General features: G+C 68.5%; 19 protein-coding genes, 3 rRNA genes and 1 pseudogene. 11 read left to right on the forward strand and 12 right to left on the reverse strand.

What is annotated here, in order from left to right:
- Nucleotides 1-5: 5 nt before the first annotated feature.
- Nucleotides 6-341: a hypothetical protein gene (locus Scani_RS25590; protein WP_159480182.1), complete on the reverse strand. Its 336-nt coding sequence runs from the start codon at nucleotides 339-341 to the stop codon at nucleotides 6-8.
- A gap of 74 nt (nucleotides 342-415) precedes the next feature.
- Here Scani_RS25590 and Scani_RS25595 point away from each other — a divergent pair, with 74 nt between their 5' ends.
- On the forward strand, nucleotides 416-763 hold the full coding sequence (locus tag Scani_RS25595) for an SCP2 sterol-binding domain-containing protein (protein ID WP_159480183.1): 348 nt from the start codon (nucleotides 416-418) through the stop codon (nucleotides 761-763).
- A gap of 13 nt (nucleotides 764-776) precedes the next feature.
- On the opposite strand, the gene Scani_RS25600 is transcribed toward Scani_RS25595, so the two are convergent.
- From Scani_RS25600 to Scani_RS25610, 3 genes are all read right to left on the reverse strand, one after another.
- Complete coding sequence (locus Scani_RS25600; protein WP_246296161.1) at nucleotides 777-1,715, reverse strand: ABC transporter ATP-binding protein; 939 nt, start codon at nucleotides 1,713-1,715, stop codon at nucleotides 777-779.
- Nucleotides 1,716-1,959: 244 nt separating this feature from the next.
- Nucleotides 1,960-3,063 (reverse strand): FecCD family ABC transporter permease, encoded by a 1,104-nt coding sequence (locus tag Scani_RS25605; RefSeq protein WP_371872434.1) that lies wholly within the window; start codon nucleotides 3,061-3,063, stop codon nucleotides 1,960-1,962.
- Between the two features lie 56 nt (nucleotides 3,064-3,119).
- Nucleotides 3,120-4,169, reverse strand: coding sequence for a FecCD family ABC transporter permease (locus tag Scani_RS25610; RefSeq protein ID WP_159480185.1), 1,050 nt, complete (start codon nucleotides 4,167-4,169; stop codon nucleotides 3,120-3,122).
- Nucleotides 4,170-4,235: 66 nt separating this feature from the next.
- On the opposite strand from Scani_RS25610, the gene Scani_RS25615 reads away from it, so the two are divergent.
- Both Scani_RS25615 and Scani_RS25620 read left to right on the forward strand, forming a co-directional pair.
- Nucleotides 4,236-5,264, forward strand: a complete 1,029-nt coding sequence (locus tag Scani_RS25615; protein WP_159480186.1) for an ABC transporter substrate-binding protein — start codon at nucleotides 4,236-4,238, stop codon at nucleotides 5,262-5,264.
- Nucleotides 5,265-5,450: 186 nt separating this feature from the next.
- Nucleotides 5,451-6,344 carry a siderophore-interacting protein gene (locus Scani_RS25620; protein WP_159480187.1) on the forward strand — a complete coding sequence of 298 codons (894 nt, stop codon included), beginning with the start codon at nucleotides 5,451-5,453 and terminating at the stop codon, nucleotides 6,342-6,344.
- A 58-nt stretch (nucleotides 6,345-6,402) separates the two neighbouring features.
- Here Scani_RS25620 and Scani_RS25625 read toward each other — a convergent pair whose 3' ends face one another.
- Complete coding sequence (locus tag Scani_RS25625) at nucleotides 6,403-7,428, reverse strand: HAD-IIA family hydrolase (protein WP_159480188.1); 1,026 nt, start codon at nucleotides 7,426-7,428, stop codon at nucleotides 6,403-6,405.
- Between the two features lie 177 nt (nucleotides 7,429-7,605).
- On the opposite strand from Scani_RS25625, the gene Scani_RS25630 reads away from it, so the two are divergent.
- From Scani_RS25630 to Scani_RS25650, 5 genes are all read left to right on the forward strand, one after another.
- Nucleotides 7,606-8,871, forward strand: coding sequence for a DUF1015 family protein (locus tag Scani_RS25630; RefSeq protein WP_159480189.1), 1,266 nt, complete (start codon nucleotides 7,606-7,608; stop codon nucleotides 8,869-8,871).
- Nucleotides 8,872-9,031: 160 nt separating this feature from the next.
- Entirely contained in the window at nucleotides 9,032-10,585 is a 1,554-nt protein-coding gene (locus Scani_RS25635) for a pyridoxal phosphate-dependent decarboxylase family protein (protein WP_159480190.1), read from the forward strand.
- A gap of 48 nt (nucleotides 10,586-10,633) precedes the next feature.
- Nucleotides 10,634-11,953 (forward strand): lysine N(6)-hydroxylase/L-ornithine N(5)-oxygenase family protein, encoded by a 1,320-nt coding sequence (locus Scani_RS25640; protein ID WP_159480191.1) that lies wholly within the window; start codon nucleotides 10,634-10,636, stop codon nucleotides 11,951-11,953.
- Entirely contained in the window at nucleotides 11,950-12,519 is a 570-nt protein-coding gene (locus Scani_RS25645) for a GNAT family N-acetyltransferase (protein WP_159480192.1), read from the forward strand. Before Scani_RS25640 ends, Scani_RS25645 begins: the two co-directional genes overlap by 4 nt.
- Complete coding sequence (locus Scani_RS25650) at nucleotides 12,516-14,333, forward strand: IucA/IucC family protein (protein ID WP_159480193.1); 1,818 nt, start codon at nucleotides 12,516-12,518, stop codon at nucleotides 14,331-14,333. Before Scani_RS25645 ends, Scani_RS25650 begins: the two co-directional genes overlap by 4 nt.
- Before the next feature lie 103 nt (nucleotides 14,334-14,436).
- Here Scani_RS25650 and Scani_RS41820 read toward each other — a convergent pair whose 3' ends face one another.
- From Scani_RS41820 to Scani_RS25675, 6 genes and pseudogenes are all read right to left on the reverse strand, one after another.
- The gene (locus tag Scani_RS41820; RefSeq protein WP_218039235.1) at nucleotides 14,437-15,186 is read right to left on the reverse strand and encodes a tetratricopeptide repeat protein; all 750 of its coding nucleotides are present in this window, start codon (nucleotides 15,184-15,186) and stop codon (nucleotides 14,437-14,439) included.
- 279 nt (nucleotides 15,187-15,465) lie between these two features.
- Nucleotides 15,466-16,386 (reverse strand): annotated as a pseudogene (locus Scani_RS42215) (hypothetical protein); the annotation flags it as partial.
- Nucleotides 16,387-16,684: 298 nt separating this feature from the next.
- Nucleotides 16,685-16,801, reverse strand: a 5S ribosomal RNA gene (gene rrf / locus Scani_RS25660).
- Nucleotides 16,802-16,915: 114 nt separating this feature from the next.
- Nucleotides 16,916-20,038, reverse strand: a 23S ribosomal RNA gene (locus Scani_RS25665).
- A gap of 302 nt (nucleotides 20,039-20,340) precedes the next feature.
- Nucleotides 20,341-21,869: ribosomal RNA gene (locus Scani_RS25670) — 16S ribosomal RNA — on the reverse strand.
- The 16S, 23S and 5S rRNA genes sit together here, the layout of an rRNA operon.
- Nucleotides 21,870-22,504: 635 nt before the next feature.
- Nucleotides 22,505-23,158 (reverse strand): DNA-3-methyladenine glycosylase, encoded by a 654-nt coding sequence (locus tag Scani_RS25675; RefSeq protein ID WP_159480195.1) that lies wholly within the window; start codon nucleotides 23,156-23,158, stop codon nucleotides 22,505-22,507.
- 169 nt (nucleotides 23,159-23,327) lie between these two features.
- Between Scani_RS25675 and Scani_RS25680 the strand changes: the two genes are divergently transcribed.
- From Scani_RS25680 to Scani_RS25690, 3 genes are all read left to right on the forward strand, one after another.
- Complete coding sequence (locus Scani_RS25680) at nucleotides 23,328-24,110, forward strand: sporulation protein (protein ID WP_159480196.1); 783 nt, start codon at nucleotides 23,328-23,330, stop codon at nucleotides 24,108-24,110.
- Nucleotides 24,111-24,152: 42 nt separating this feature from the next.
- On the forward strand, nucleotides 24,153-24,692 hold the full coding sequence (locus Scani_RS25685; RefSeq protein ID WP_159480197.1) for a YbhB/YbcL family Raf kinase inhibitor-like protein: 540 nt from the start codon (nucleotides 24,153-24,155) through the stop codon (nucleotides 24,690-24,692).
- Nucleotides 24,693-25,114: 422 nt separating this feature from the next.
- Nucleotides 25,115-25,618 (forward strand): HNH endonuclease, encoded by a 504-nt coding sequence (locus tag Scani_RS25690; RefSeq protein ID WP_159480198.1) that lies wholly within the window; start codon nucleotides 25,115-25,117, stop codon nucleotides 25,616-25,618.
- 45 nt (nucleotides 25,619-25,663) lie between these two features.
- On the opposite strand, the gene Scani_RS25695 is transcribed toward Scani_RS25690, so the two are convergent.
- Nucleotides 25,664-26,431: a sulfite exporter TauE/SafE family protein gene (locus tag Scani_RS25695; protein WP_159480199.1), complete on the reverse strand. Its 768-nt coding sequence runs from the start codon at nucleotides 26,429-26,431 to the stop codon at nucleotides 25,664-25,666.
- Between the last annotated feature and the right edge of the window lie 19 nt (nucleotides 26,432-26,450).

The following is a 26,450-nucleotide window of genomic DNA, read 5'->3' on the forward strand; positions in this document are numbered from 1 at the left end:
GTGGTTCAGCTCCTGAGGTCGTGCGTCGCCGAGGAAGGGGCGGGCGGCCCGGGGTGCTGGTCGAGAGCGGCCAGCACATCGCGCAGCCCACGATGCACATCCTCGTACACCCGCAGATGTCCGCTCGCCGGGAGGTGGTCGGCATCGGCGAGGCGGCGCAGCGTGGTATCGACCGCGGCCTGGCCGGTCGGTGTCGTGCCCACCCCGATCGGCCGCGGCCCGGCCGGGCCGCCCGGTACGTCGGACCCGCCCGGCTCGGCTCCGGGGGTCTCCTCGGCTCCGGCAGGTTCCTCGGCTCCCGTGGGCGCCTTGGGCCCCGGGCCGGACGTCGGCTCTTCCATGCCCCCGACGCTACCTTGGCGAAGGCTGACAAGGGCGAACGAGCCGTCCCCGACCTGGCGTATCGTCGATCACGATGGCAACCCTCGACCAGTGCCGCGCCGCTCTCGACCGGCTGGCCCAGAACCTGTCCTCGGCGGACGGCAACGTCCGCAGCGCAACGGCGCTCGACCGTTCGCTCAGCTGCCGCATCACGGACCTCGATGTCACCTTCCTCGGGCGGCTGTCCCACGGCTCCATCCAGGAGGTGACCAGTGTCCCCGGCCCGCCTCCGCACAAGGCCGAGATCCGCCTGTCCATGGCGGGCGACGATCTGGTCGCCCTGGTGGACGGGAAGCTGAATTTCGCCAAGGCCTGGGGCAGCGGTCGCGTCAAGCTGGAGGCCGGCCTGCGCGACCTGCTGCGCCTCAGAACGCTGCTGTAGGCGCCGCCCCGCTCTACCTCTTCCCCACGGCCACGTTCCCGTCGGCCTGCTTGCCCGCGACTCGGTCACCGTCGGCCGCTTCGCCGTCGGCCGGGCCCCCGCCTGCGGCGTCACCGCCGTCCGAAGCACCGCCCGTGGCGGTCCGGGCCTCCCCGGGGCCACTCCGACGGCGCCTGCGCGCGGCCGGGACGACCAGCGGTGTGCCGGTCTCCGGGTCCTCGATGATCTGGCAGCCGAGCCCGAAGACCCGTTCCACCAGCTCCGCCGTGACGATGTCGGCCGGCGCGCCCTCGGCGAGGACCGCACCGTCCTTCATGGCGATCAGATGGGTCGCGTAACGGGCCGCGTGGTTGAGGTCGTGCAGGACGGCGACCAGCGTCCGCCCCTGCTCCTCGTGCAGCTCGGCGCACAGGTCCAGCACCTCGATCTGGTGCTGGATGTCCAGATACGTCGTCGGCTCGTCGAGCAGGAACAGCGGTGTCTGCTGGGCGAGCGCCATCGCGATCCACACCCGCTGCCGCTGCCCGCCGGACAGCTCGTCGACATAGCGTTCGGCCAGCTCGGCGACGCCGGTGGCGGCCATCGACTCCTGCACGATCCGCTCGTCGTCGGCCGACCACTGCCGCAGCAGCCCCTGGTGCGGATAGCGGCCACGCGCCACCAGGTCCGCCACGGTGATCCCGTCCGGCGCGATCGAGGACTGCGGCAGCAGCCCGAGCGTCCTGGCGACCTTCTTGGCGGGCAGCGAGGAGATCGCGGAGCCGTCCAGCAGCACCGACCCGGCGGCCGGCTTGAGCATCCGCGAGAGTGCGCGCAGCAGCGTGGACTTGCCGCAGGCGTTCGGGCCGACGATGACCGTGAAGGAGCGGTCGGGGATGGCCACCGAGAGGTTCTCGGCGATGACCCGCTGGTCGTAGGCGAGGGTGACGTTCTCAGCCGTAAGGCGGCTCACTTCGGAACTCCTGGTGTTGTCGTGTCTGCGCTGATGCCCGGCTCCCGCTGCTGCCCGGCTCTGTGCTGTGGTCCCGCGCACTGCTGTCGGCCCGCGCGCCGCCGTCGGCCCGCTCGCTGCCGAACGGCGTCCGCGCGCGAGATCCGTCCGACGGACGCCGCGCCGTCGTCGTCCGCCGCGGGCCGCGCCGCCGGTTCCGGCCGCGCGCCCCCGCCCGTCCCGTCCGCCCGTCGCACGCCCCGGCTCATATCCGTCCCGCCCTGCGCTCCGTGGCCAGCAGCCACAGCAGATAGCCGCCGCCGAGAACGCCGGTCAGCACGCCCACCGGCAACTGGTCGGCGCCGAAGAGCCGCTGTGCGGACCAGTCCGCGGTGACCAGCAGCGCGGCGCCCATGAGCGCGGACAGCAGCAGATTGGGGCCGGGCAGGGGGGCGCCCCGCCCCGCGCCCTTGAGGAAGCGCGGCAGGGACAGCCGGCGGGCGAGCTGGGGCGCGGTGAGCGCCACGAAGGAGATCGGCCCGGCGGCCGCGGTGGCCGCGGCGACGAGCACGACCGCCGCCAGCAGGACGACGATGCGGACCCGCTCGACCCGTACGCCCAGTGCGCTCGCCGCGTCGTCGCCCATCTCCAGCATGCGCAGCGGACGCCCGTAGCACAGCAGCAGCGGGACGAGGACGGCGCAGACCGCGGCCAGCGGCCCGAACTGGTCCCAGTCACGGCCGTTGAGGGAACCGGTCATCCAGGTGGTGGCGCGGGTCGCCTCGACGATGTTCGCCTTGGTCAGGAGGTAGAGCACCATCGCGTACAGCATGGCGCTCGCGCCGATCCCGACGAGCACGAAACGGTAGCCGTGGACGCCGCGCTTCCAGGCCAGGACGAAGATGACGAGGCCGGTGAGCACGCCGCCGACGACGGCGCCGGCCGCGACCGCGAGGGTCCCCGCCTGGAAGTAGACGATGGCGACCAGTGCGCCGACGGACGAGCCCTGGGCGAACCCGAGGACGTCGGGGCTGCCCAGCGGATTGCGCGACACGGTCTGGAAGACCGCCCCGGCGATCCCGAACGCGGCGCCGACCAGCAGGCCCACCAGCACCCGCGGCAGCCGCAGATCCTGCACGATGAACTCCTGGCCGGCGTCCCCGCCGCCGGTCAGGGTGGTGATCACCTCGGCCGGGGTCATCGGGTAGTCGCCGGAGCCGATCAGTGCGATCCCGGCGGCCAGCGCGACGGCCAGCAGCACCAGCCCGGCCACCACGGCGGGCACGTCCAGCCGCACCGAGCGCCCGCCCCTGGTCCGCACCACGGTGACCCGCCGGGCCGCCCCCGTCCGCCGGCCGCGCGCGGCCACGGACTCCGCCGCACCGGTGTTCTCCTCGGTTCCCTTTCCGGGCTTCACGGTCGCGCTCACAGCTGGGCCATCCTCCGACGCCGTACGAGATAGATGAAGACCGGGCCGCCGACCACGGCCGTGACGATGCCGACCTGCAGCTCGCCGGGCCGGGCCACCACCCGGCCGAGGACATCGGCGCCGAGCAGCAGCACCGGCGAGAGCACCGCGGAGTACGGCAGGATCCACCGCATGTCGGGCCCGGTGATGGCCCGTACGGCATGCGGAACCATCAGGCCGACGTACACGATCGGGCCGCAGGCGGCGGTCGCCCCGCCGCAGAGCAGGGTGACCGCGACCATCGCCAGCACCCGGGTGCGGGTCAGCCGGGCGCCCAGCGCCCGCGCCTGGTCGTCGCCGAGCGCGAGGGCGTTCAGCGGCCGGGCGATCAGCAGCGCGAGGACGCCGCCCACCGCGAGGAACGGCGCGATGTCGAGGACCGTCGGCAGGGTGGCCGAGGCCAGCGAACCCACCGTCCAGAAGCGCATCTTGTCCAGGGTCGCGGTGTCCAGCAGGTTGACGGCGTTGATGTAGCCGACGAGGACGGCGGTCAGCGCGGTGCCGGCGAGGGCGAGGCGTACGGGCGTGGCGCCGCGGGTCCCGCCGAGGACGTACACCGCGACGGAGACCACCGCGGCGCCGGCGAACGCGAACCACACGTAGCCGGTCAGCGAGGTGATGCCGAAGAAGCTGATGGCGGAGACGACCGCGGCCGAGGCACCGGCGTTGATGCCGAGAACTCCGGGGTCCGCCAGGGGGTTTCGGGTGAGCGCCTGCATGACGGTGCCGGCCAGGCCGAGTGCGGCACCGACGATCAGGCCCAGCAGGGTGCGGGGGAAGCGGACGTCGCGGACGACCACGTCGGTGTCGGAGCCGGAGTAGTGGAACACCCCGTGCCACACCTGGTCGAAGGGGATCTGTTTTGCGCCGACGGCGATACCCAGGGCGGCGATCACCGCGAGGACGGCCACGGCGGCCACCAGCCCCACGGAGCGCCGGAGATGGCGCCGCCGGGGGTGCACGGGGGCCGGGGCCGTTGTTGCTTCGGGGGGACTGTCAACCAACACGATAGTTAGGTTAGCCTACCCTCACATTTTGACTCATCGGCCCTCGCAGAGAGAAGCACCGCCATCATGAGCACCTCCCGTAGCGTCACCCCGTCCCGTCGCGGCATCCTGGCCGCGGGCGGCGCCCTCGGCATCGGCGCCCTGCTCGCCGCATGCGGCGGAGACAAGAGCGCGGGGGGCGCCAACAGCGGCGCCGGAACCGGCCCGTGGTCCTTCACCGACGACCGCAAGCAGACGGTGACCCTCAAGAACACCCCGCAGCGGATCGTCGCCTTCACCGGCACCGCGGCCGCCCTGCACGACTTCGGGATCGACGACCGGATAGTCGGCGTCTTCGGCCCCACCAAGCTCAAGAACGGCAAGCCCGACCCGCAGGCCGGCGACCTGGACGTCGACAAGGTCACCGTCATCGGCAACGCCTACAACCAGTTCAACGTCGAGAAGTACGCGGCGCTGCGCCCCGACCTGCTGGTCACCAACATGTACGAGCCGGGCGCGCTGTGGTTCGTGCCGGACGACAGCAAGGACAAGATCACCAAGCTGGCGAAGTCCGTCGCCCTCACCTCCTCCCGCGTCCCGCTCATCAAGATCATCGAGCGCTACGCCGAACTGGCCGGATCGCTCGGCGCCGACCTGAAGGCCAAGAAGGTCACCGACGCCAAGGCCCGCTTCGAGAAGGCCTCCGCGGCCCTGCGCAAGGCTGCCAAGGCCCACCCGGTCAAGGTGCTCGCCTGCTCCGGCAGCCCCGACCTCTTCTACGCCTCCAACCCCGGCATCAACGCCGACCTCATGTACTACAAGTCCCTCGGCGTCGACCTGATCGTCCCCGACCACCTGGACAAGGGCGGCTACTTCGAGAGCCTGAGCTGGGAGAACGCCGACAAGTACCAGGCCGACGTCCTCCTGCTGGACAACCGGACGGCCACCCTCCAGCCCAAGGACCTGGCGGCCAAGCCCTCCTGGGCCAAGCTGCCCGCCGTCAAGGCCGGCCAGATCACCCCCTGGTCGAGCGAGCCGCGCTTCTCCTACGCGGGCGCCGCTCCGCTGATCGAGTCGCTCGCCAAGGCGATCGAGAGCGCCAAGAAGACCAAGTGACGTCCGTCCGCGGTGGCTTAGCCGGGGTGCAGGGGCGGGACGGCCCGCAGCCACGGCCGGCCGCTCCGCCCCGCCCACCCGCACCGGGACGCACCGCCGCCGCCCCGCGACAGGCCACGCAGCCCACGGAAGCCACCGCACCCCGCCGCCGCACGCCCCCAGCATCCTCCCGGGAGGTTCCCCCGCATGACCACGACCGCCGCCCCCACCACCGCACCGTTCCGCTTCTTCGATGTGCACGTCGTCAGGTCCCAACGGCTGAGCCCCTCCATGGTGCGCATCACCTTCGGCGGCGAGCGGCTCGCGGACCTGGCCTCCGGCGGTCGCGACCAGCGGTTCAAGCTCTTCCTCCCGCAGCCCCACCAGGACCGGCCGGTCTTCGAGGACACCGGCGACGGCTGGTACACCGCCTGGCGGGCGCAGGACCCGGCCGAGCGTGCGGTGATGCGCTCGTACACGATCCGCGAACAGCACCATGAACCGGCGGAGTTCGACGTCGACTTCGCGCTGCACGGCGCCGGGCCGCACTCCGCCGCCACGGCGGGCGGCCCCGCCTCCCGCTGGGCCGCCCGCGCGCGGCCCGGCGACCGGCTGACCGTCCTCGCCCCGGCCGTCGAGGACAACGGCGGCGTCGACTTCCGGCCGCCCGCCGGCACCGACTGGATCCTGCTCACCGGCGACGAGACGGCGCTGCCCGCGATCGCCGGCATCCTGTCCTGGCTCTCCCCCGGCACCCGGGCCGAGGTCTGGATCGAGATCGCGCACGAGGACGACCGGCAGCGCCTGCCCACCTTCGCCGACGCCGACATCCGCTGGCTGGTCCGGGACGAGACGGCCGCCGCGAGCGGCGAGCCGGTGCTCGACGCGCTGCGCGCCGCCGAACTGCCCGAGGGCACGCCGTACGCCTGGATCGCCGGCGAGGCCGGGACCGTCAAGGCGGTGCGCAGGCACCTCGTCCGCGAGCGCGGCATCGACCGCAGGGCCGTGAAGTTCACCGGCTACTGGCGCCGGGGCGCCACCGAGGAGGACCTGATCGCGGAGCTGACCGCTGCCGCCGCGGCGGCGGCCGACGCGGGCTGAACCACGCACCGGGGGCCCGGCCCAAGCGCCGGGCCCCCTCGCCTGCCGGTCCGCCCGCTCACATCCCGATCCGCTCCAGCACCTTCCGCGACTCCGCCCCGCAACTGCCGTCCCCGGCAGCGGTCCAGGCCGCCGCGCACAGCGCCCGCAGCCCGTCCAGCGGCGTCCCCTCACCCGTCACGTCCAGCGCGTCACCGGCCGCCTCGGCGCGCCAGCCGCCGCACCGGAAACCCCCGCCGTCCGCGGTCACCTCCGGCTGCGGTGCCAGCAGCCCGCGCAGGTCCTCGTCCACGTACGCGGGACGGTGCTGCGGCACAGCGGCCAGCAGCTCGGCGGGGGTGGTCACGCCGGTGAGCACCAGCAGCGAGTCGACCTCGCCGTTGTAGGCGCCCTCGATGTCGGTGTCGAGCCGGTCGCCGATCACCAGTGGCCGCCGGGCGCCGGTGCGCAGCACCGTCTCCCGGTGCATCGGCGGCTGCGGCTTGCCCGCCACCTGCGGCGTACCGCCCGCGGCGGACCGGACCACCTCCACCAACGCGCCGTTGCCGGGGGCGATCCCGCGCTCCTTGGGGATCGTCAGATCCGTGTTGGACGCGAACCACGGCACCCCGCGCTGCACGGCATACGCGGCCTCGGCCAGCCGCCCCCAGTCCAGCATCGGGTCGAAGCCCTGCACCACGGCCGCCGGGTCGTCATCCGCCGAGCGGACGGGCTCGAGACCGCGCTCGCGCAGCGCCACCCACAGCCCCTCACCCCCGATGGCCAGCACCCGCGCGCCCGCCGGCACCTGCTCGGAGATCAGCCGCGCCACCGCCTGCGCCGAGGTGATCACATCGTCCGGACCGGTCGGCAGCCCGAAACCGGACAACTGGTCGGCAACGGCCTGCGGGGTCCGGGCGGCGTTATTGGTCACATAGGCGAGGTGCATCCCGCCGTCCCGCGCGCGCGTCAGCGACTCCACGGCATGGGCCAGGGCCTGCCCGCCCGCGTAGACGACCCCGTCCAGATCCAGCAGCGCCGTGTCGTACGCCTCGCTCAGCGGGCGCCGGCACCCGTCGGGCTGCCTGCGAACCTGCTCGTTCATGCCGTCTCGCTCCTCGCTCCCACACCTCGCACGAAGAGATCCGCCGCGTACCGGGCGCAGGCGCTCACCGCGCCGCCCGATACACCGTTTCTCCCCCTCGCGCATACCGATATTTCCAGCCACGCACGGGCTGTCCCCCGATCTTCCCTCATCGGCCCGGCGGCATAGCATTCTTCAATGACCAGTACCGACGGCCTCCGCCTCCTCCCGTTCCGCGGGCTGCGTTACGACCGCGACCGGGTCGGCAGCCTGACCGCTGTGACCTCCCCGCCGTACGACGTAGTGGTGCGGCCGGACGGCGTGCGCCATCTGGAGACCGCCGACCCGTACAACATCGTCCGGCTGATCCTGCCGCACGCCGCGGACCCCACCACCCGCCACCGCCAGGCCGCCGACACCCTGCGCCGCTGGCGCGCCGAGGGCGTGCTGAGGCAGGACGACGAACCCGCGCTGTACGTCTACGAGCAGCGCTCCGGCGAGGTGCTGCAGCGCGGGCTGATCGGGGCGCTGGGCCTGGACGGCCCGGTGCTGCCCCACGAGGGCGTCATCCCGGAGGTGGTCGAGGACCGGGCCGCCCTGATGCGCGCGGCGGCGGCCAATTTCGAGCCGCTGCTGCTCTCCTACCGCAGCCAGGGCACCGCGACCGGCGCCGCCGCCGTCATCGAACGCACGGTGGAGCGCGACCCGCTGCTGGACACCGTCACCGAGGACGGCTTCGCGCACCGCCTGTGGGCGGTCACCGACCCCGCCGACCTCGCCGCCGTCGACGACGATCTCAGCTGCCGGCAGGCGCTGATCGCCGACGGCCACCACCGCTGGGCGACCTACCAGCGGCTGTACGAGCAGCAGCCCGGCGCCACCGCCGCCTCGCCCTGGGCCTTCGGCCTGGTGCTGCTGGTGGACACCGCCCGCTATCCGCTCCAGGTCCGCGCGATCCACCGCGTGCTGCCACATCTGCCGCCCGCCAAGGCCCTGGCGGATCTGGCCGGCGCGTTCCGGGCCCGCACCCTGCCGGGCGAGCTGTCCACCGCCCTGGAGACCCTGGAGGAGACGCCCGGCACCGCCTTCGTCCTCGCCGGCGGGCCGGACTCCTTCCACCTCCTGGACCGTCCCGATCCCGCGCTGCTGGACCGTACGATCCGCCGGGACCGGCCCGAGGCCTGGCGGCGGCTGGACGCCACGGTGCTGCACTCCGTCCTGCTGGACGAGGTCTGGCACATCCCCGACCACCCGTCGGACATCAGCTATCTGCACCACACCGGCGCCGCCGTCGAACAGGCCGCCCGGCACGGCGGCACCGCCGTTCTCATGCGCGCCACCTCCGAGGAGACGGTCCGTCAACTCGCGGAGCACGGCGTGACGATGCCGCGGAAGTCCACCTCCTTCGGCCCCAAGCCCGCCACCGGTCTGGTCCTGCGCACCCTGGACGACCACCGGAACTGAACCCCCTGGGCCCCGCCGCCTCCACGGCACCTCCCGCCCCACCCGACGCGTGATTAGGTTAGCCTTACCTAACCACGCCCCTCGGGTGGGCTTCCCTGCCCCTGCGCGCACCTCAGCCTGCGCTGGACGTGGTCAAGTCCGCACCACGGAGGGCACCTTCATGGATCTCCTCGCGCGCCCCGCCGAGGACCCGGCCGACAGCCGGACATACCTGCTCAACGAGAAGACGGCCCCGCACTACCGCAGTGCGGTCACCGAGAGCGTCGCCCGCATCGGCGCCAAAATCGCGGCCACCGACCGCCCGTTCACCGGCATCACCGTCGACCGCCTCACCCCCGCCGTCTCCGGCATCGACCTCGACGCGCCCCTGCACGACGCGGCCGCCGCACTCGACGAACTCGAAGAGGTCTACCTCCGCGACGCCGTCTACTTCCACCACCCGCGCTATCTGGCGCACCTCAACTGCCCCGTGGTGATCCCCGCCCTCGTCGGCGAGGCCGTGCTCTCCGCCGTCAACTCCTCCCTGGACACCTGGGACCAGAGCGCCGGCGGCACCCTCATCGAGCGCCGGCTCGTCGACTGGACCGCCGAGCGCATCGGCCTGGGCGCACAGGCCGACGGGATCTTCACCAGCGGCGGCAGCCAGTCCAACCTCCAGGCCCTGCTGCTCGCCCGGGACGAGGCCTGCCGCCGCGCCCTGACCGGTGACGGCGCGCCCGTCGCAGAGCCCTCCACTCCTCCCCCGAGCCGCCTCACGGACGTCCTGCCCCGGCTGCGGATCCTCACGTCCGAGTGCAGCCACTTCAGCATCCGCAAGTCGGCCACGCTGCTCGGCATGGGCGCGGAGGCCGTCATCACCGTCCCCGGCGACGAGAACAAGCGGATGCGCACCGCCGACCTGGCCGACGAACTGGCGCGCTGCCACCGCGACGGGCTGATGCCCATGGCCGTCGTCGCCACCGCGGGCACCACCGACTTCGGCTCCATCGACCCGCTCCCCGAGATCGCCGACCTGCGCGACCGGTACGGCACCTGGATGCATGTCGACGCCGCCTACGGCTGCGGCCTGCTGGTCTCCCGCCGCCGCGCCCTGCTGACCGGCATCGAACGCGCCGACTCGGTGACCGTCGACTACCACAAGTCCTTCTTCCAGCCGGTCAGTTCCAGCGCCGTCCTGGTCCGCGACCGCGCCACCCTGCGGCACGTCACCTACCACGCGGACTATCTCAATCCGCGCCGCATGGTGGAGCGGCGCATCCCCAACCAGGTCGACAAGTCGATCCAGACCACCCGCCGCTTCGACGCCCTCAAGCTCTGGCTCACCCTGCGCATCATGGGTGCCGGGGCCGTCGGGGAACTCTTCGACGACGTCATCGACCGCGCCGCGGAAGCCTGGAAACTGCTCCACGACGACCCCCGCTTCTCCGTCGTCGTCGAACCCCAGCTGAGCACCCTGGTCTTCCGCTACGTCCCCAGCACCGACCAGGACCCCGAACTCTGCGACCGGGTCAACCTGCACCTCCGGGACGCCCTGTTCGCCTCCGGTGACGCGATCGTCGCGGGCACCGTCGTCGACGGCCGCCACCACCTCAAATTCACCCTGCTCAACCCGGAGACCACCCTCGAGGACATCGCCGCCGTCCTCGATCTGATCGCCGAACACGCCGGCGCCTACCTCGCCGAGCAGTCCCGGCCGGCCCTCAGCGCGCGCTGACCCTCCCCAGACCTCCCCACCGCAGACCTCCCCCTCATCGGAGACCTCGTGTCCGCCCCTTACGACTTCATTGCCATCGGCCTCGGCCCGTTCAACCTGGGACTGGCCTGCCTGACCGAGCCGATCGACGGACTCGACGGCCTGTTCCTCGACGACAAGCCGTCCTTCGACTGGCACCCCGGCATGATGCTGGACAGCAGCCACCTCCAGGTGCCCTTCCTCGCCGACCTGGTCAGCCTCGCGGACCCCACCTCGCCCTTCTCGTTCCTGAACTACCTCAAGGAATCGGGGCGGCTCTACCCGTTCTACATCCGCGAGAACTTCTATCCGCTGCGCGCCGAGTTCAACGACTACTGCCGCTGGGCGGCCGGCAAGCTGGACAGCATCCGCTTCGCCCACCGGGTCACGCTCGTCGAGTACGACCCCGGCACGGAGCTCTACGTCGTGCACGCCGAGCACCTCCCCACCGGCGAGCGCACCACCCACCGCGCCCGCAAGCTCGTCCTGGGCACCGGCACCCCGCCCCACCTCCCCGACGCCTGCCAGGGCCTGGGCGGCGATCTGCTGCACAACGCCGACTACCTGGCGGCCAAGCCCGCCCTCCAGGCCAAGGAGAGCATCACCCTCATCGGCAGCGGCCAGAGCGCCGCCGAGATCTACTACGACCTCCTCCAGGACATCGACAGCCACGGCTACCACCTGACCTGGGCCACCCGCTCCCCGCGCTTCTTCCCCCTCGAATACACCAAGCTCACGCTGGAGATGACCTCACCGGAGTACGTGGACTACTTCCACGCCCTCCCCGGGGCCACCCGCGACCGGCTCAACGCCTCGCACAAGAACCTCTACAAGGGCATCGACTCCGAGCTGATCAACGACATCTTCGATCTGCTCTACCAGAAGAACCTGGCCGGCCCGGTCCGCACCCGTCTGCTCACCAACACCGCCCTGAACCACGCCGGTTACGACGAATCCAGCGGCACCTACACCCTCGGCCTGCGCCAGGAGGAACAGGGCACCGACTTCACCCTCGACACCCAGGGCCTGATCCTCGCCACCGGCTACCGCTACCGCGTACCGGACTTCCTCGCCCCCGTCCACGACCGCATCGCCTGGGACGACGCCGGCCGCTACGACGTGGCCCGCAACTACAGCATCGACACCGCCGGCCACGGCATCTACGTGCAGAACGCCGAGCTGCACACCCACGGCTTCGTCACCCCCGACCTCGGCATGGCCGCGTACCGCAACGCCTGCATCATCCGCGAGCTGCTCGGCCGCGAGTACTACCCGGTCGAAAAGGCCATCGCCTTCCAGGAGTTCGCCGCCCCGGCCGGCCCGCACCACCCCATGGAGATCCCCGCATGAGCACCCCGCTGTTCACCCGCACCGACCCCGCGCTCGGGGAGTTCGCCCTGCGCCCGGTCGACCCGTCCGGCGACGCCGCGATGCTGCACCGCTGGGTCACCGACCCCAAGGCCGTCTTCTGGCTGATGCAGGACTGCGACCTCGCCGCCGTCGAGAAGGAATTCGCGCGGATAGCCGCCGACCCCTTCCACCACGCCTTCCTCGGCCTGCACAACGGCACCCCGGCCTTCCTCGTGGAGCGCTACGACCCCGCCCACCGCGAACTGGTCGGCGTCCATGCCGCCGAACCCGGCGACGTCGGCATGCACTTCCTGGCGGCCCCCACCGACACCCCCGTCCACGGCTTCACCCTCGCCGTGCTCACCACCGTCATGGAGATGCTCTTCGCCGACCCCGGCACCCGCCGGGTCGTGGTCGAACCCGACGCCCGCAACACCGCCGTCCACGCCCTCAACAAGGCCGTCGGCTTCGAGGTCCTGCGGACCGTCTCCCTCCCCTCCAAAGACGCCTGCCTCAGCACCTGCACCCGCGACCAGTTCCTGGCCACCCGAGGAGAGAACCGATGACCGCCCCCACCGACGGCACCCCGCACCTCCCTGCCCGGGACGCCGTCGCCCACCTCACCCCCGACCTGTGGGCGCGCGCCAACCGCCTGCTGATCCGCAAGGGCCTGGCCGAGTTCTCCCATGAGCGACTGCTCGCCCCGCAGCGCCTCCCGCAGGACGGCCACTACGTCGTCCACAGCGACGACGGCGCCACCGCCTACCGCTTCACCGCCCGCAGACAGGCCCTGGACCACTGGCAGGTCGATGCCGACAGCATCACCCGCCACCGCGACGAGCACGCACTCCCCCTGGACGCCCTGGCCTTCTTCATCGAACTGCGCGACGCACTCGGCCTCGGCGAGGAGATCCTGCCGGTCTACCTGGAGGAGATCAGCTCCACCCTCTCCGGCACCGCCTACAAACTCGCCGCCGAAGCGCCCACCGCCGCCGGACTCGCCACGTCCGGCTTCCAGGCCATCGAGACCGGCATGACCGAGGGCCACCCCTGTTTCGTCGCCAACAACGGCCGCCTCGGCTTCGGCATCCACGAGTACCACGCCTACGCGCCGGAGACCGCGAGCCCCCTGCGGCTGATGTGGCTCGCCGCCCACCGCGACCACGCCACCTTCACCGCCGGCGCCGGCCTCGACTACGACACCCTCGTACGCGACGAACTCGACGAGACCACCCGCACCCGCTTCGCCGCCACCCTCACCGGCCTCGGCCTCGAACCCGACGACTACTACTTCTTCCCCACCCACCCCTGGCAGTGGTGGAACAAACTCTCCATCACCTTCGCCGCCGAGATCGCCCAGCAGCGGCTGGTCTGCCTCGGCCCCGGCGACGACGACTACCTCGCCCAGCAGTCCATCCGCACCTTCTTCAACACCGCCCACCCCACCAAGCACTATGTGAAAACGGCCCTCTCCGTCCTCAACATGGGCTTCATGCGCGGCCTCTCGGCGTCGTACATGAAGGCCACCCCGGCCATCAACGACTGGCTGGCCCGCCTGATCTCCGCGGACGACACCTTCCGGGCCGCCCGTTTCTCGATCATCCGTGAGCGCGCCGCCCTCGGCTACCACCACCGCCGGTACGAGGACGCCACCACCAAGGACTCCCCGTACCGCAAGATGCTCGCCGCCCTGTGGCGCGAGAGCCCCGTGCCCACCCTCGAACCCGGCGAGCGCCTGGCCACCATGGCCTCGCTCCTCCACGTCGACCGTGCCGGCGGCTCGTTCGCCGCCGCACTGATCGAGGAGTCCGGCCTGGAGCCCGCCGTCTGGCTCCGCCGCTACCTGGACGCGTACCTCACCCCCGTCCTGCACGCCTTCTACGCCTACGACCTGGTGTTCATGCCGCACGGCGAGAACGCCATCCTGGTCATCGAGGACGGCGCCGTGGACCGCGTCATCTTCAAGGACATTGCCGAAGAGATCGCCGTCATGGACCCGAACGCGGTCCTGCCACCCGCCGTCGAACGCATCCGCGCCGACGTCCCCGAGGACAAGAAGCTCCTCTCCGTCTTCACCGACGTCTTCGACTGCTTCTTCCGCTTCCTGAGCGGCACCCTCGCCGACCTCGGCATCCTCGACGAGGACACCTTCTGGCACACGGTCGCCGCCTGTGCCCTCGACTACCAGGCGTCCGCTCCCCACCTCGCCGACAAGTTCCGCCAGTACGACCTGTTCACCGACGAGTTCGCCCTCTCCTGCCTCAACCGCCTTCAGCTGCGCAACAACCAGCAGATGGTCGACCTCCAGGACCCCGCGGGCGCCCTCCAGCTCATGGGCACCCTCCGCAACCCCCTCGCCCCGTACGCACCGGCCTCCTGATCCGACCCGCAAAAGGAAGAAGGGCGGGACCCCGTGAGGGGATCCCGCCCTTCTTCCTTCTCCTGCGGCGTTCCGCTACCTCAGCTCACGCCGAGCAGCCCGCTCAGTCCTTCGCCGGACCCTCGTCGTCCCGCGCACCCTCGACCTCGGCCGCGTCCTCGATCTCGTCGGCCTCCTCCAGCGCGTCGGTGAACTCCACCCCGTCCAGCTCCGCGAGCCGGTCCGAGGCATCCGTCGTGCCGCCCTGGTCGGCCTCCAGCGCCTTGGCGAACCAGTCCCGCGCCTCGTCCTCGCGCCCGACCGCCAGCAGCGCATCCGCGTACGCGTACCGCAGTCGCGCCGTCCACGGGTGCACCGCACTCGACGCGAGCTCCGGGCTCTGCAGCGTCACCACCGCCGCGTCCGCCTGCCCCATGTCGCGCCGGGCACCCGCCGCGACCAGCCGCATCTCGACCTGTCCGGCTCGGTCCAGCTTCTGGACCTCGGGCTCGCCGGCCATGGCCATCGCCTTCTCCGGCCGCCCGAGACCGCGCTCGCAGTCCGCCATGACGGGCCACAGCTCCATGCTGCCGGTCATCCGCCGCGCCGCACGGAACTCCGCCAGCGCCTCGCTGTACTTGCCGACCGCGTACGCCGCGAAGCCCGCGGCCTCGCGCACCGCCGCGACCCTGGACGCCAGCCGCAGCGCCACCCGCGAGTACCCGTACGCCTTCTCCGGGTCCTCGTCCAGCAGCTTCGCCACCATCACCAGGTTCTTGGCGACATCGTCGGCAAGCGTCTTCGGCAGGCTCAGCAGCTCCTGCCGCACATCCTTGTCGATCTCGTCACCGGTGACGTCCTCAGGAATCGGCAGCCGCTTGATCGGCTCCCGGTCCCGGTCCCGCCGGTCATCACGGCGATCGTCCCGGCGGTCGTCCCGCCCGCGCCCCGCGCCATACGGCCGACGCCCACGCTCATCATCCCTACGGAACCCACCACGGTCGTCCCGCCGCGGCCCCCGGTCATCCCTGCGGAACCCACCCCGGTCGCCACCGCGGTCATCCCGCCGGTCGCCACCACGGTCATCCCGCCGGTCGCCACCACGGAACCCACCACGGTCCCCGCCCGAGGGACGGTCGTCCCGCCGGAACCCGCCACGGTCGCCACCCGACGGACGGTCATCACGACGGAACCCACCGCGGTCACCACCGGAGGGACGGTCGTCCCGCCGGAAGCCGCCACGGTCGCCGCCGCGGTCATCCCGCCGCTCGTCACGCCGGAAACCACCGCGGTCGCCACCGGAGGGACGGTCATCGCGACGGAACCCGCCCCGGTCACCACCGGCCGGCCGGTCGTCCCTACGGAACCCACCGCGATCGCCACCCGACGGACGCTCGTCACGACGGAAGCCACCACGGTCGCCGCCGCGGTTGTCCCGCCCCGCGTAGCCGCCACCGCCGCCGGCCGGGCGACCGCCACGGTCGTTGTCCCGACGCGGCCCCCGGTCGTCACGCCGGAAACCACCGCGGTCGCCACCCGAGGGACGGTCATCGCGACGGAACCCACCGCGGTCACCGCCCGAGGGACGGTCATCGCGACGGAACCCACCGCGGTCACCGCCCGAGGGACGGTCATCGCGACGGAACCCACCGCGGTCACCGCCCGAGGGACGGTCATCGCGACGGAACCCACCACGGTCACCGCCCGAGGGACGGTCATCGCGACGGAACCCACCGCGGTCACCGCCCGAGGGACGGTCATCGCGACGGAACCCACCACGGTCACCACCCGACGGACGGTCATCGCGACGGAAGCCGCCACGGTCGCCGCCGCGGTCATCGCGCCGGTCGCCACCACGGAACCCACCACGGTCACCACCCGACGGACGGTCGTCGCGACGGAATGCGGGACGGTCTCCACCTCGCTCATCGCGCCGGAAGCCGCCGCCACGCTCATCATCGCGACGAGGCCCACGCGGCCGGTCGTCACGACGGTCTCCGCCACGGAACCCACCGCGGTCGCCACCGGAGGGACGGTCATCACGGCGGAAGCCACCACGGTCGCCGCCGCGGTCCCCGCCGCGGTTGTCCCGCCCCGCGTAGCCGCCACCGCCGCCGGCCGGGCGACCGCCACGGTCGTTGTCCCGACGCGGCCCCCGGTCGTCACGCCGGAAACCACCGCGGTCACCGTCGTCGCGCCGCTGCGGCCGGCGCTCCGAACGATCGTCGGAAGAGTTGGTGGACATCGACGTGACTCCTGTCTTCGGTACTGCATTCATTCTCACGCACCGATGACTTCGGCGCGCTTCGGCATAAAACAAAAAGGACCCTTGGTCCCAGCGTGAACGCTGGGACCAAGGGTCCTGAAAGATTGTTCGGCGGCGTCCTACTCTCCCACAGGGTCCCCCCTGCAGTACCATCGGCGCGGAAAGGCTTAGCTTCCGGGTTCGGAATGTAACCGGGCGTTTCCCTAACGCTATGACCACCGAAACCCTATCGGGTTCTAGCGAACAAGCACACTTTTTAGTTAAAGAGTGAAACTTGGTTCAACCAGCGATTGCGACTGTTCGCAACCCGGGAACCACACAGTGGACGCGAGCAACTGAGGACAAGCCCTCGGCCTATTAGTACCAGTCAACTCCACCCGTTACCAGGCTTCCATATCTGGCCTATCAACCCAGTCGTCTACTGGGAGCCTTAACCCCTCAAAGGGGGTGGGAGTACTCATCTCGAAGCAGGCTTCCCGCTTAGATGCTTTCAGCGGTTATCCTTTCCGAACGTAGCCAACCAGCCATGCCCTTGGCAGGACAACTGGCACACCAGAGGTTCGTCCGTCCCGGTCCTCTCGTACTAGGGACAGCCCTTCTCAATACTCCTACGCGCACAGCGGATAGGGACCGAACTGTCTCACGACGTTCTAAACCCAGCTCGCGTACCGCTTTAATGGGCGAACAGCCCAACCCTTGGGACCGACTCCAGCCCCAGGATGCGACGAGCCGACATCGAGGTGCCAAACCATCCCGTCGATATGGACTCTTGGGGAAGATCAGCCTGTTATCCCCGGGGTACCTTTTATCCGTTGAGCGACGGCGCTTCCACAAGCCACCGCCGGATCACTAGTCCCTACTTTCGTACCTGCTCGACCCGTCAGTCTCACAGTCAAGCTCCCTTGTGCACTTACACTCAACACCTGATTGCCAACCAGGCTGAGGGAACCTTTGGGCGCCTCCGTTACTCTTTAGGAGGCAACCGCCCCAGTTAAACTACCCACCAGACACTGTCCCTGATCCGGATCACGGACCCAGGTTAGACATCCAGCACGACCAGAGTGGTATTTCAACAATGACTCCACAACCACTGGCGTGGCTGCTTCAAAGTCTCCCACCTATCCTACACAAGCCGAACCGAACACCAATATCAAGCTATAGTAAAGGTCCCGGGGTCTTTCCGTCCTGCTGCGCGAAACGAGCATCTTTACTCGTAATGCAATTTCACCGGGCCTATGGTTGAGACAGTCGAGAAGTCGTTACGCCATTCGTGCAGGTCGGAACTTACCCGACAAGGAATTTCGCTACCTTAGGATGGTTATAGTTACCACCGCCGTTTACTGGCGCTTAAGTTCTCAGCTTCGCCGACCCGAAGGTCGACTAACCGGTCCCCTTAACGTTCCAGCACCGGGCAGGCGTCAGTCCGTATACATCGCCTTACGGCTTCGCACGGACCTGTGTTTTTAGTAAACAGTCGCTTCTCGCTGGTCTCTGCGGCCACCACCAGCTCAGAGTGCAAGACTCATCACCAGCAATGGCCCCCCTTCTCCCGAAGTTACGGGGGCATTTTGCCGAGTTCCTTAACCATAGTTCACCCGAACGCCTCGGTATTCTCTACCTGACCACCTGAGTCGGTTTAGGGTACGGGCCGCCATGAAACTCGCTAGAGGCTTTTCTCGACAGCATAGGATCATCCACTTCACCACAATCGGCTCGGCATCAGGTCTCAGCCTTAATGTGTGACGGATTTGCCTACCACACGGCCTACACCCTTACCCCGGGACAACCACCGCCCGGGCTGGACTACCTTCCTGCGTCACCCCATCGCTTACCTACTACCACCTTGGATCGGCGGCTCCACCACGTCCCTTTGTCCGAAGACTCCAGGCCGGCTTCACGGCCTTAGCATTAATGGATTCGATATTGGGCGTTTCAAAGCGGGTACCGGAATATCAACCGGTTGTCCATCGACTACGCCTGTCGGCCTCGCCTTAGGTCCCGACTTACCCTGGGCAGATCAGCTTGACCCAGGAACCCTTAGTCAATCGGCGCACACGTTTCCCACGTGTGTATCGCTACTCATGCCTGCATTCTCACTCGTGAACCGTCCACAACTCGTTTCCACGGCTGCTTCACCCGGCACACGACGCTCCCCTACCCATCCACACACCCGTTAGGGCTATTGCATGAATGACACGACTTCGGCGGTGTGCTTGAGCCCCGCTACATTGTCGGCGCGGAATCACTTGACCAGTGAGCTATTACGCACTCTTTCAAGGGTGGCTGCTTCTAAGCCAACCTCCTGGTTGTCTCTGCGACTCCACATCCTTTCCCACTTAGCACACGCTTAGGGGCCTTAGTCGATGCTCTGGGCTGTTTCCCTCTCGACCATGGAGCTTATCCCCCACAGTCTCACTGCCGCGCTCTCACTTACCGGCATTCGGAGTTTGGCTAAGGTCAGTAACCCGGTAGGGCCCATCGCCTATCCAGTGCTCTACCTCCGGCAAGAAACACACGACGCTGCACCTAAATGCATTTCGGGGAGAACCAGCTATCACGGAGTTTGATTGGCCTTTCACCCCTAACCACAGGTCATCCCCCAGGTTTTCAACCCTGGTGGGTTCGGTCCTCCACGAAGTCTTACCTCCGCTTCAACCTGCCCATGGCTAGATCACTCCGCTTCGGGTCTTGGGCACGCTACTCAACGCCCTATTCGGACTCGCTTTCGCTACGGCTTCCCCACACGGGTTAACCTCGCAACATACCGCAAACTCGCAGGCTCATTCTTCAAAAGGCACGCAGTCACGACTGCATGTGCAAGCACATACAGCGACGCTCCCACGGCTTGTAGGCACACGGTTTCAGGTACTATTTCACTCCGCTCCCGCGGTACTTTTCACCATTCCCTCACGGTACTATCCGCTATCGGTCACCAGGGAATATTTAGGCTTAACGGGTGGTCCCGCCAGATTCACACGGGATTTCTCGGGCCCCGTGCTACTTGGGTGGTTCTCAAACGAGCCGCTAATGTTTCAGCTACGGGGGTCTTACCCTCTACGCCGGACCTTTCGCATGTCCTTCGCCTACATCAACGGTTTCTGACTCGTCTCACAGCCGGCAGACTGCAAAAGAGAACTCCCACAACCCCAACCACGCAACCCCTGCCGGGTATCACACGTGACTGGTTTGGCCTCATCCGGTTTCGCTCGCCACTACTCCCGGAATCACGGTTGTTTTCTCTTCCTGCGGGTACTGAGATGTTTCACTTCCCCGCGTTCCCTCCACACTGCCTATGTGTTCAGCAGCGGGTGACAGTCCATGACGACTGCCGGGTTTCCCCATTCGGACACCCCCGGATCAAAGCTTGGTTGACAGCTCCCCGGGGCCTATCGTGGCCTCCCACGTCCTTCATCGGTTCCTGGTGCCAAGGCATCCACCGTGCGCCCTTAAAAACTTGGCCACAGATGCTCGCGTCCACTGTGCAGTTCTCAAGCAACGACCAGCCACCCACCACCCCAACCCGAAGGCTGAGTTCACTGGGGCCGGCATCGCGAAGGTCCAGACCATCGGCCCGTACCCTCAGATACCCAACAACGTGCCCGGCCCACCCGATCAATCCCCACGTTCCACGCCGAAGCAGTACTAGTGACAACCAATCAAGTGCGCCGAATAGTCAACGTTCCACCCATGAGCAACCAGCATCAGACATTCGCTGATGTACTGGCCTCTGACCAACCGAAGTTGGTAAGAAGTGCTCCTTAGAAAGGAGGTGATCCAGCCGCACCTTCCGGTACGGCTACCTTGTTACGACTTCGTCCCAATCGCCAGTCCCACCTTCGACGATTCCCTCCCACAAGGGGTTGGGCCACCGGCTTCGGGTGTTACCGACTTTCGTGACGTGACGGGCGGTGTGTACAAGGCCCGGGAACGTATTCACCGCAGCAATGCTGATCTGCGATTACTAGCAACTCCGACTTCATGGGGTCGAGTTGCAGACCCCAATCCGAACTGAGACCGGCTTTTTGAGATTCGCTCCACCTCGCGGTATCGCAGCTCATTGTACCGGCCATTGTAGCACGTGTGCAGCCCAAGACATAAGGGGCATGATGACTTGACGTCGTCCCCACCTTCCTCCGAGTTGACCCCGGCAGTCTCCTGTGAGTCCCCATCACCCCGAAGGGCATGCTGGCAACACAGAACAAGGGTTGCGCTCGTTGCGGGACTTAACCCAACATCTCACGACACGAGCTGACGACAGCCATGCACCACCTGTACACCGACCACAAGGGGGCGCCTGTCTCCAGACGTTTCCGGTGTATGTCAAGCCTTGGTAAGGTTCTTCGCGTTGCGTCGAATTAAGCCACATGCTCCGCTGCTTGTGCGGGCCCCCGTCAATTCCTTTGAGTTTTAGCCTTGCGGCCGTACTCCCCAGGCGGGGAACTTAATGCGTTAGCTGCGGCACGGACGACGTGGAATGTCGCCCACACCTAGTTCCCAACGTTTACGGCGTGGACTACCAGGGTATCTAATCCTGTTCGCTCCCCACGCTTTCGCTCCTCAGCGTCAGTATCGGCCCAGAGATCCGCCTTCGCCACCGGTGTTCCTCCTGATATCTGCGCATTTCACCGCTACACCAGGAATTCCGATCTCCCCTACCGAACTCTAGCCTGCCCGTATCGAATGCAGACCCGGGGTTAAGCCCCGGGCTTTCACATCCGACGTGACAAGCCGCCTACGAGCTCTTTACGCCCAATAATTCCGGACAACGCTTGCGCCCTACGTATTACCGCGGCTGCTGGCACGTAGTTAGCCGGCGCTTCTTCTGCAGGTACCGTCACTCTCGCTTCTTCCCTGCTGAAAGAGGTTTACAACCCGAAGGCCGTCATCCCTCACGCGGCGTCGCTGCATCAGGCTTTCGCCCATTGTGCAATATTCCCCACTGCTGCCTCCCGTAGGAGTCTGGGCCGTGTCTCAGTCCCAGTGTGGCCGGTCGCCCTCTCAGGCCGGCTACCCGTCGTCGCCTTGGTAGGCCATCACCCCACCAACAAGCTGATAGGCCGCGGGCTCATCCTTCACCGCCGGAGCTTTCCACCACCAGACCATGCGGTCGGTGGTCGTATCCGGTATTAGACCCCGTTTCCAGGGCTTGTCCCAGAGTGAAGGGCAGATTGCCCACGTGTTACTCACCCGTTCGCCACTAATCCCCTCCCGAAGGAGGTTCATCGTTCGACTTGCATGTGTTAAGCACGCCGCCAGCGTTCGTCCTGAGCCAGGATCAAACTCTCCGTGAATGTTTACCCGACTGCGTTTAATTAAAAACTGCGGGTCAACACACACGAGAGCGGAACAACCAGACGGAATAGGTCCGGTCGTTCACAGCGTCCTCGCTGTGTGTGCCACCCCGACCGCATGGGCCGTGGTGGGCTTTCAAAGGAACCTCATCCACCGAGGTGGACGGGGTATCAACATATCTGGCGTTGACTTTTGGCACGCTGTTGAGTTCTCAAGGAACGGACGCTTCCTTTGTTCCTGTTTCACCAGGATCTCCGGGCGCTTCCCTTCGGTCTTGCGTTTCCGACTCTATCAGATCCTTGCGGGCCCGATTTTCGCCGGTGCGTTTCCGCCTTTCGGCTTCTTCGCGCTTCCGACTCTATCAGATCCGGTTTCGTTTCGATTCCGGTTCCGATTTCCGTCGGAGACCCGCCTTGGAGCAGTTATTTACTGCTGCCCTTTCGGCGTGGTCACCACTTTAGCGGCTTTCCCTGGCGACTCATAATCGAGTCGGCTGGATCAAATTTCGGCAACGCGAAATAGGACCCGTCAGGGGATCGATCGAAGTGGTTGGTTGTGCCGCCTGGCGGTCTGCGCAAATAGCGCTGCCCGTCTCCAGCGGCTCGGGCTACGTTAGGCGGTCGGCGATGCCGAGTCAAGTAGCGGTGGTGGTGCGGCGTCGTCGGGGGACGTGGGCGCGGTAGGGGCTGACGGTGGGGTCGTCGGCGATCCAGTAGCGCCAGGGGTGGTCGGCCCCGTCGCCGCCGACGCCGGTGCGCGGGCCGCTGCGTACCAGTTCGGGGGCGGGTGGGCGGCCGTGCAGTACGGAGAGGGGGGCCGTGCCGCCGGTGCACAGGTCGGTGCCGTCGAGGGAGCGGTCGATGTCGAGGGCGGTGGCCAGGCGGGCGGGGCCCTTCGCCAGTTCGTTGGTGTTGCGGGCCTTGGGGCGGCGGCCGGCGGCCAGGGTCGTCCCGGCGAGGATCTCGCCGCCGCGCAGCAGGACGCCGCTCGCCTTGTCCTCGGGTCCGCAGACCGCGTTGAGGCTGAACCACATCCCGTAGATGAAGTAGACGTACGCATGGCCGGGCGGGCCGAACATGCTGGCGTTGCGCGCGGTGCGGCCCCGGTAGGCGTGGGAGCCCGGGTCGGACTCGCCGTCGTACGCCTCGACCTCGGTGAGGCGGAGTTCGATCGGACCGTCGGGGGTGTTGCGGCAGAGGATGCGGCCCAGCAGGTCGGGAGCCACGTCGACCACGGGGCGGTCGAAGAAGTCGTGGGTGAGCGGCATACGTTCCGGTACGTCGGTCATGCGGACCGAGAGTAGTGCAGCCGTTCGTGAGGGCGGCTGGCCATGGGGGCACCAGGGTTGGGAAGGTGTGCCGTGGAACCGGGTCTTTCGGTTTCGCGTTCGTAGGAATCAAGCCGAGACCTCGGCGTGCAATACACAGCACAGGCGGTTCCGCCTGGGGAGGACGAGCATGGGATTCAAGAAGCTGCTGGCGAGCCTGGGCGCCGGGGGTGCGTCGGTGGAGACGGTGCTCTTCGAGGAGAACGTCGTCCCGGGTGGGGTCGTACAGGGCGAGGTGCGGATCCAGGGCGGGTCCGTGGCCCAGGACATCCAGGGGCTGTCCGTCGGACTGCAGGCGCGCGTCGAGGTCGAGAGCGGCGACGAGGAGTACAAGCGGAACATCGAGTTCACCAAGGTCCAGCTGGGCGGCGCCTTCGCCGTGCAGCCGGGGGCGGCGCACACCGTGCCGTTCGGGCTGGAGATCCCGTGGGAGACGCCGATCACCACGTTCCTCGGGACCCATCTGCATGGGATGAACGTCGGGGTGACGACGGAGCTGGCGATCGCCCGTGCGGTGGACTCCGGTGATCTCGACCCGGTGAACGTGCACCCGCTGCCGGCGCAGCAGGCGATCCTGGACGCGTTCGGGCGGCTCGGTTTCCGGTTCAAGGCGGCCGACCTGGAGCAGGGTCACATCCGGGGGACGCGGCAGCAGCTGCCGTTCTACCAGGAGATCGAGTTCCATGCGCCGCAGCAGTACCGCGGGCTGAACCAGGTGGAGCTGTCGTTCGTGGCGGACGACCGGGAGATGGACGTCGTCCTGGAGATGGACAAGAAGCCGGGGCTGTTCAGCGAGGGGTCGGACACCTACCGGTCGTTCACGGTCGGTCTGAACGACTTCGAGGGGACCGACTGGGCGGGTTACCTCAACCAGTGGCTGGCGGAGGTCGGCGGTAAGCGGAACTGGCTCTAACCTGGCCGGACAGGTGTCAGCAAGCGACCAGGAGGTGTTGCAGTGTCCGAGCTGAAGCGGCGGCCGCTCCCGCACGATTTCCATCCGCCGGTGCCGGAGTTCACGGTGCTGAGCGACGAGGTGGAGCCGGGCGGGACGCTGCGGCCGGAGCAGGTCTTCGCCGAGGGGAACCGTTCACCGCAGCTGCGGTGGGAGGGGGCACCCGCGGGGACGAAGAGCTACGCCGTCACCTGCTACGACCCGGACGCGCCGACGGGCAGTGGCTTTTGGCACTGGTCGCTCTTCGACATTCCGGCGTCGGTGACGGAGCTGCCGGCCGGTGCCGGGTCCGGGGACATGAAGGGGCTACCCGAGGGCGCCGTGCATGTCCGTAACGACTACGGGACGCGGGACTTCGGGGGCGCGGCGCCGCCGCCCGGGGACGGTCCGCACCGTTATGTGTTCACGGTGTACGCGGTGGACCAGGAGAAGCTCGGTCCGGATGCCGAGGCCTCGCCCGCGGTGGTGGGCTTCAACCTGCGGTTCCACACGCTCGGGCGGGCGCAGCTGATCGCCGAGTTCGAGCTGCCCGCGGCGGGCTGAGCGCCGTAATTCCGTTGCGCCCCGGCGCTCCTCGCACGACAGTGGTTCTTGTGCCGCCGCCCCGTAAGAAGGGCGTCGGGCAGCAGGTACCGCAGTGGCGGGAGCGGCGGGGCGCAGGTGTGTCGTCCGCCTCCCCCATGCCTCGAGGGCGTGGGAGGTACCCCCATGCGGAGCCCGTACGTGTCTCGGGTGTCCTCGCCGGCTGCCGTTCGCTCCGGGTCCCGCGTGATTCACGGGGGTGGGGATCCGGAGCGCACTCTTTTCCCGGCCCGTGCGGGGCCGCCGCGCACCTCTTTTTCATCTGCCGATCGTCCGCCATTTCCCTTGTGGCATGCGGAAATTGCGTTGTTCGGGGAATACCTGCCGCTGCAGAGTGGAGCAACTTCGCCGCGGGGGCGGAGCGGGTCCGGGAGGTGGACGGGATGCGCGAGACGCTGGTGCTGAATGCGAGCTTCGAGCCGCTGTCGACGGTGTCGCTGCGGCGCGCGGTGGTGCTGGTCATGCAGGACAAGGCGATCGTCGAGCATGCGCACCCGGGGCTGCGGATCCGTGCCGCTTCGGTGGACATACCGGTGCCGCAGGTGATCAGGCTCAGCAGGTACGTACGGGTGCCGTTCCGAAGACGGGCGCCCTGGTCGCGGCGGGGTGTGCTGGTGCGGGACCAGCACCGGTGTGCGTACTGCGGGCGCCGGGCGACGACCGTGGACCATGTCGTGCCGCGGTCGCACGGCGGTGGGGACACCTGGCTGAATACCGTCGCCTCGTGTGCGGAGGACAATCACCGCAAGGCGGACCGTACGCCCGAGCAGGCGGGGATGCAGCTGCTGCGGCGGCCGTTCGAGCCGACGCCGGCCGATGCGCTGCTGTCGACGCTGGGGGTGTCGGTGCGGGACGGGCTGCCGGAGTGGCTGGCGCTGCCCGCGTAGCCCGGGCCCGGTCCGGGCAGCGCGCGAGCCATCACCCGACTCATCTTATTTGAGGAGGAGTTGGGTGATGGCGAGCAGTCCGACGAGGACGATGACGGCGCGCAGGGCGGTGGGCGGCAGACGGCGGCCCACCTTCGCGCCGAGCTGGCCGCCGAGGGTGGAGCCGACCGCGATCAGTGCGACGGCGGTCCAGTCGAAGTGCGCGACGAAGAGGAAGAAGACCGCCGCGACGCCGTTGACCACGGCCGCGAGAACGTTCTTCAGCGCGTTGATCCGCTGGAGATCCTCGTCGAGCAGCACGCCCATCAGGGAAAGGTAGATCACCCCCTGCGCGGCGCCGAAGTAGCCGCCGTAGACGCTGGCCAGCATCAGGCCGACGAGCAGGGCCGGTCCGCCGTCGCGGTGGGCGGTGGTGCCGTTGCGCTCGCGCCGGGCGCGGATCATCGCGGCGAGCTTGGGCTGCGCGACGACGAGCACGAGCGCGACGGCGATCAGGACCGGGACGATGGTGTCGAAGGCTTTGGAGGGCAGCGCCAACAACAGGACCGCGCCGCCGAGGCCGCCGATGAGGGCGAAGACGGAGAAGCGCAGGATCCGGCGGCGCTGGCCGGTGAGTTCGCTGCGGTAGCCGATGGCGCCGCTTATCGAACCGGGCACCAGCCCCAGGGTGTTGGAGACGTTGGCGGTGACGGGCGGCAGGCCGAAGGCGAGCAGCACCGGAAAGGTGATCAGGGTGCCGGACCCGACGACGGTGTTGATCGTGCCGGCGCCGATTCCGGCGGCGAGGACGGCGACGGCTTCCCAGATGGTCACGCGGATTCCCCCGGGGCAT

It is taken from the genome of Streptomyces caniferus, from assembly GCF_009811555.1.
Classification (GTDB): Bacteria; Actinomycetota; Actinomycetes; order Streptomycetales; family Streptomycetaceae; genus Streptomyces; species Streptomyces caniferus.

What these genes read in the sequence shown, in the direction of transcription:
- Scani_RS25590 (WP_159480182.1), bottom strand. Translation starts at nt 341, where the DNA reads ATGGAAGAGCCGACGTCCGGCCCGGGGCCCAAGGCGCCCACGGGAGCC.
- Scani_RS25595 (WP_159480183.1), top strand. Translation starts at nt 416, where the DNA reads ATGGCAACCCTCGACCAGTGCCGCGCCGCTCTCGACCGGCTGGCCCAG.
- Scani_RS25615 (WP_159480186.1), top strand. Translation starts at nt 4,236, where the DNA reads ATGAGCACCTCCCGTAGCGTCACCCCGTCCCGTCGCGGCATCCTGGCC.
- Scani_RS25620 (WP_159480187.1), top strand. Translation starts at nt 5,451, where the DNA reads ATGACCACGACCGCCGCCCCCACCACCGCACCGTTCCGCTTCTTCGAT.
- Scani_RS25625 (WP_159480188.1), bottom strand. Translation starts at nt 7,428, where the DNA reads ATGAACGAGCAGGTTCGCAGGCAGCCCGACGGGTGCCGGCGCCCGCTG.
- Scani_RS25630 (WP_159480189.1), top strand. Translation starts at nt 7,606, where the DNA reads ATGACCAGTACCGACGGCCTCCGCCTCCTCCCGTTCCGCGGGCTGCGT.
- Scani_RS25635 (WP_159480190.1), top strand. Translation starts at nt 9,032, where the DNA reads ATGGATCTCCTCGCGCGCCCCGCCGAGGACCCGGCCGACAGCCGGACA.
- Scani_RS25645 (WP_159480192.1), top strand. Translation starts at nt 11,950, where the DNA reads ATGAGCACCCCGCTGTTCACCCGCACCGACCCCGCGCTCGGGGAGTTC.
- Scani_RS25650 (WP_159480193.1), top strand. Translation starts at nt 12,516, where the DNA reads ATGACCGCCCCCACCGACGGCACCCCGCACCTCCCTGCCCGGGACGCC.
- Scani_RS25675 (WP_159480195.1), bottom strand. Translation starts at nt 23,158, where the DNA reads ATGACCGACGTACCGGAACGTATGCCGCTCACCCACGACTTCTTCGAC.
- Scani_RS25680 (WP_159480196.1), top strand. Translation starts at nt 23,328, where the DNA reads ATGGGATTCAAGAAGCTGCTGGCGAGCCTGGGCGCCGGGGGTGCGTCG.
- Scani_RS25690 (WP_159480198.1), top strand. Translation starts at nt 25,115, where the DNA reads ATGCGCGAGACGCTGGTGCTGAATGCGAGCTTCGAGCCGCTGTCGACG.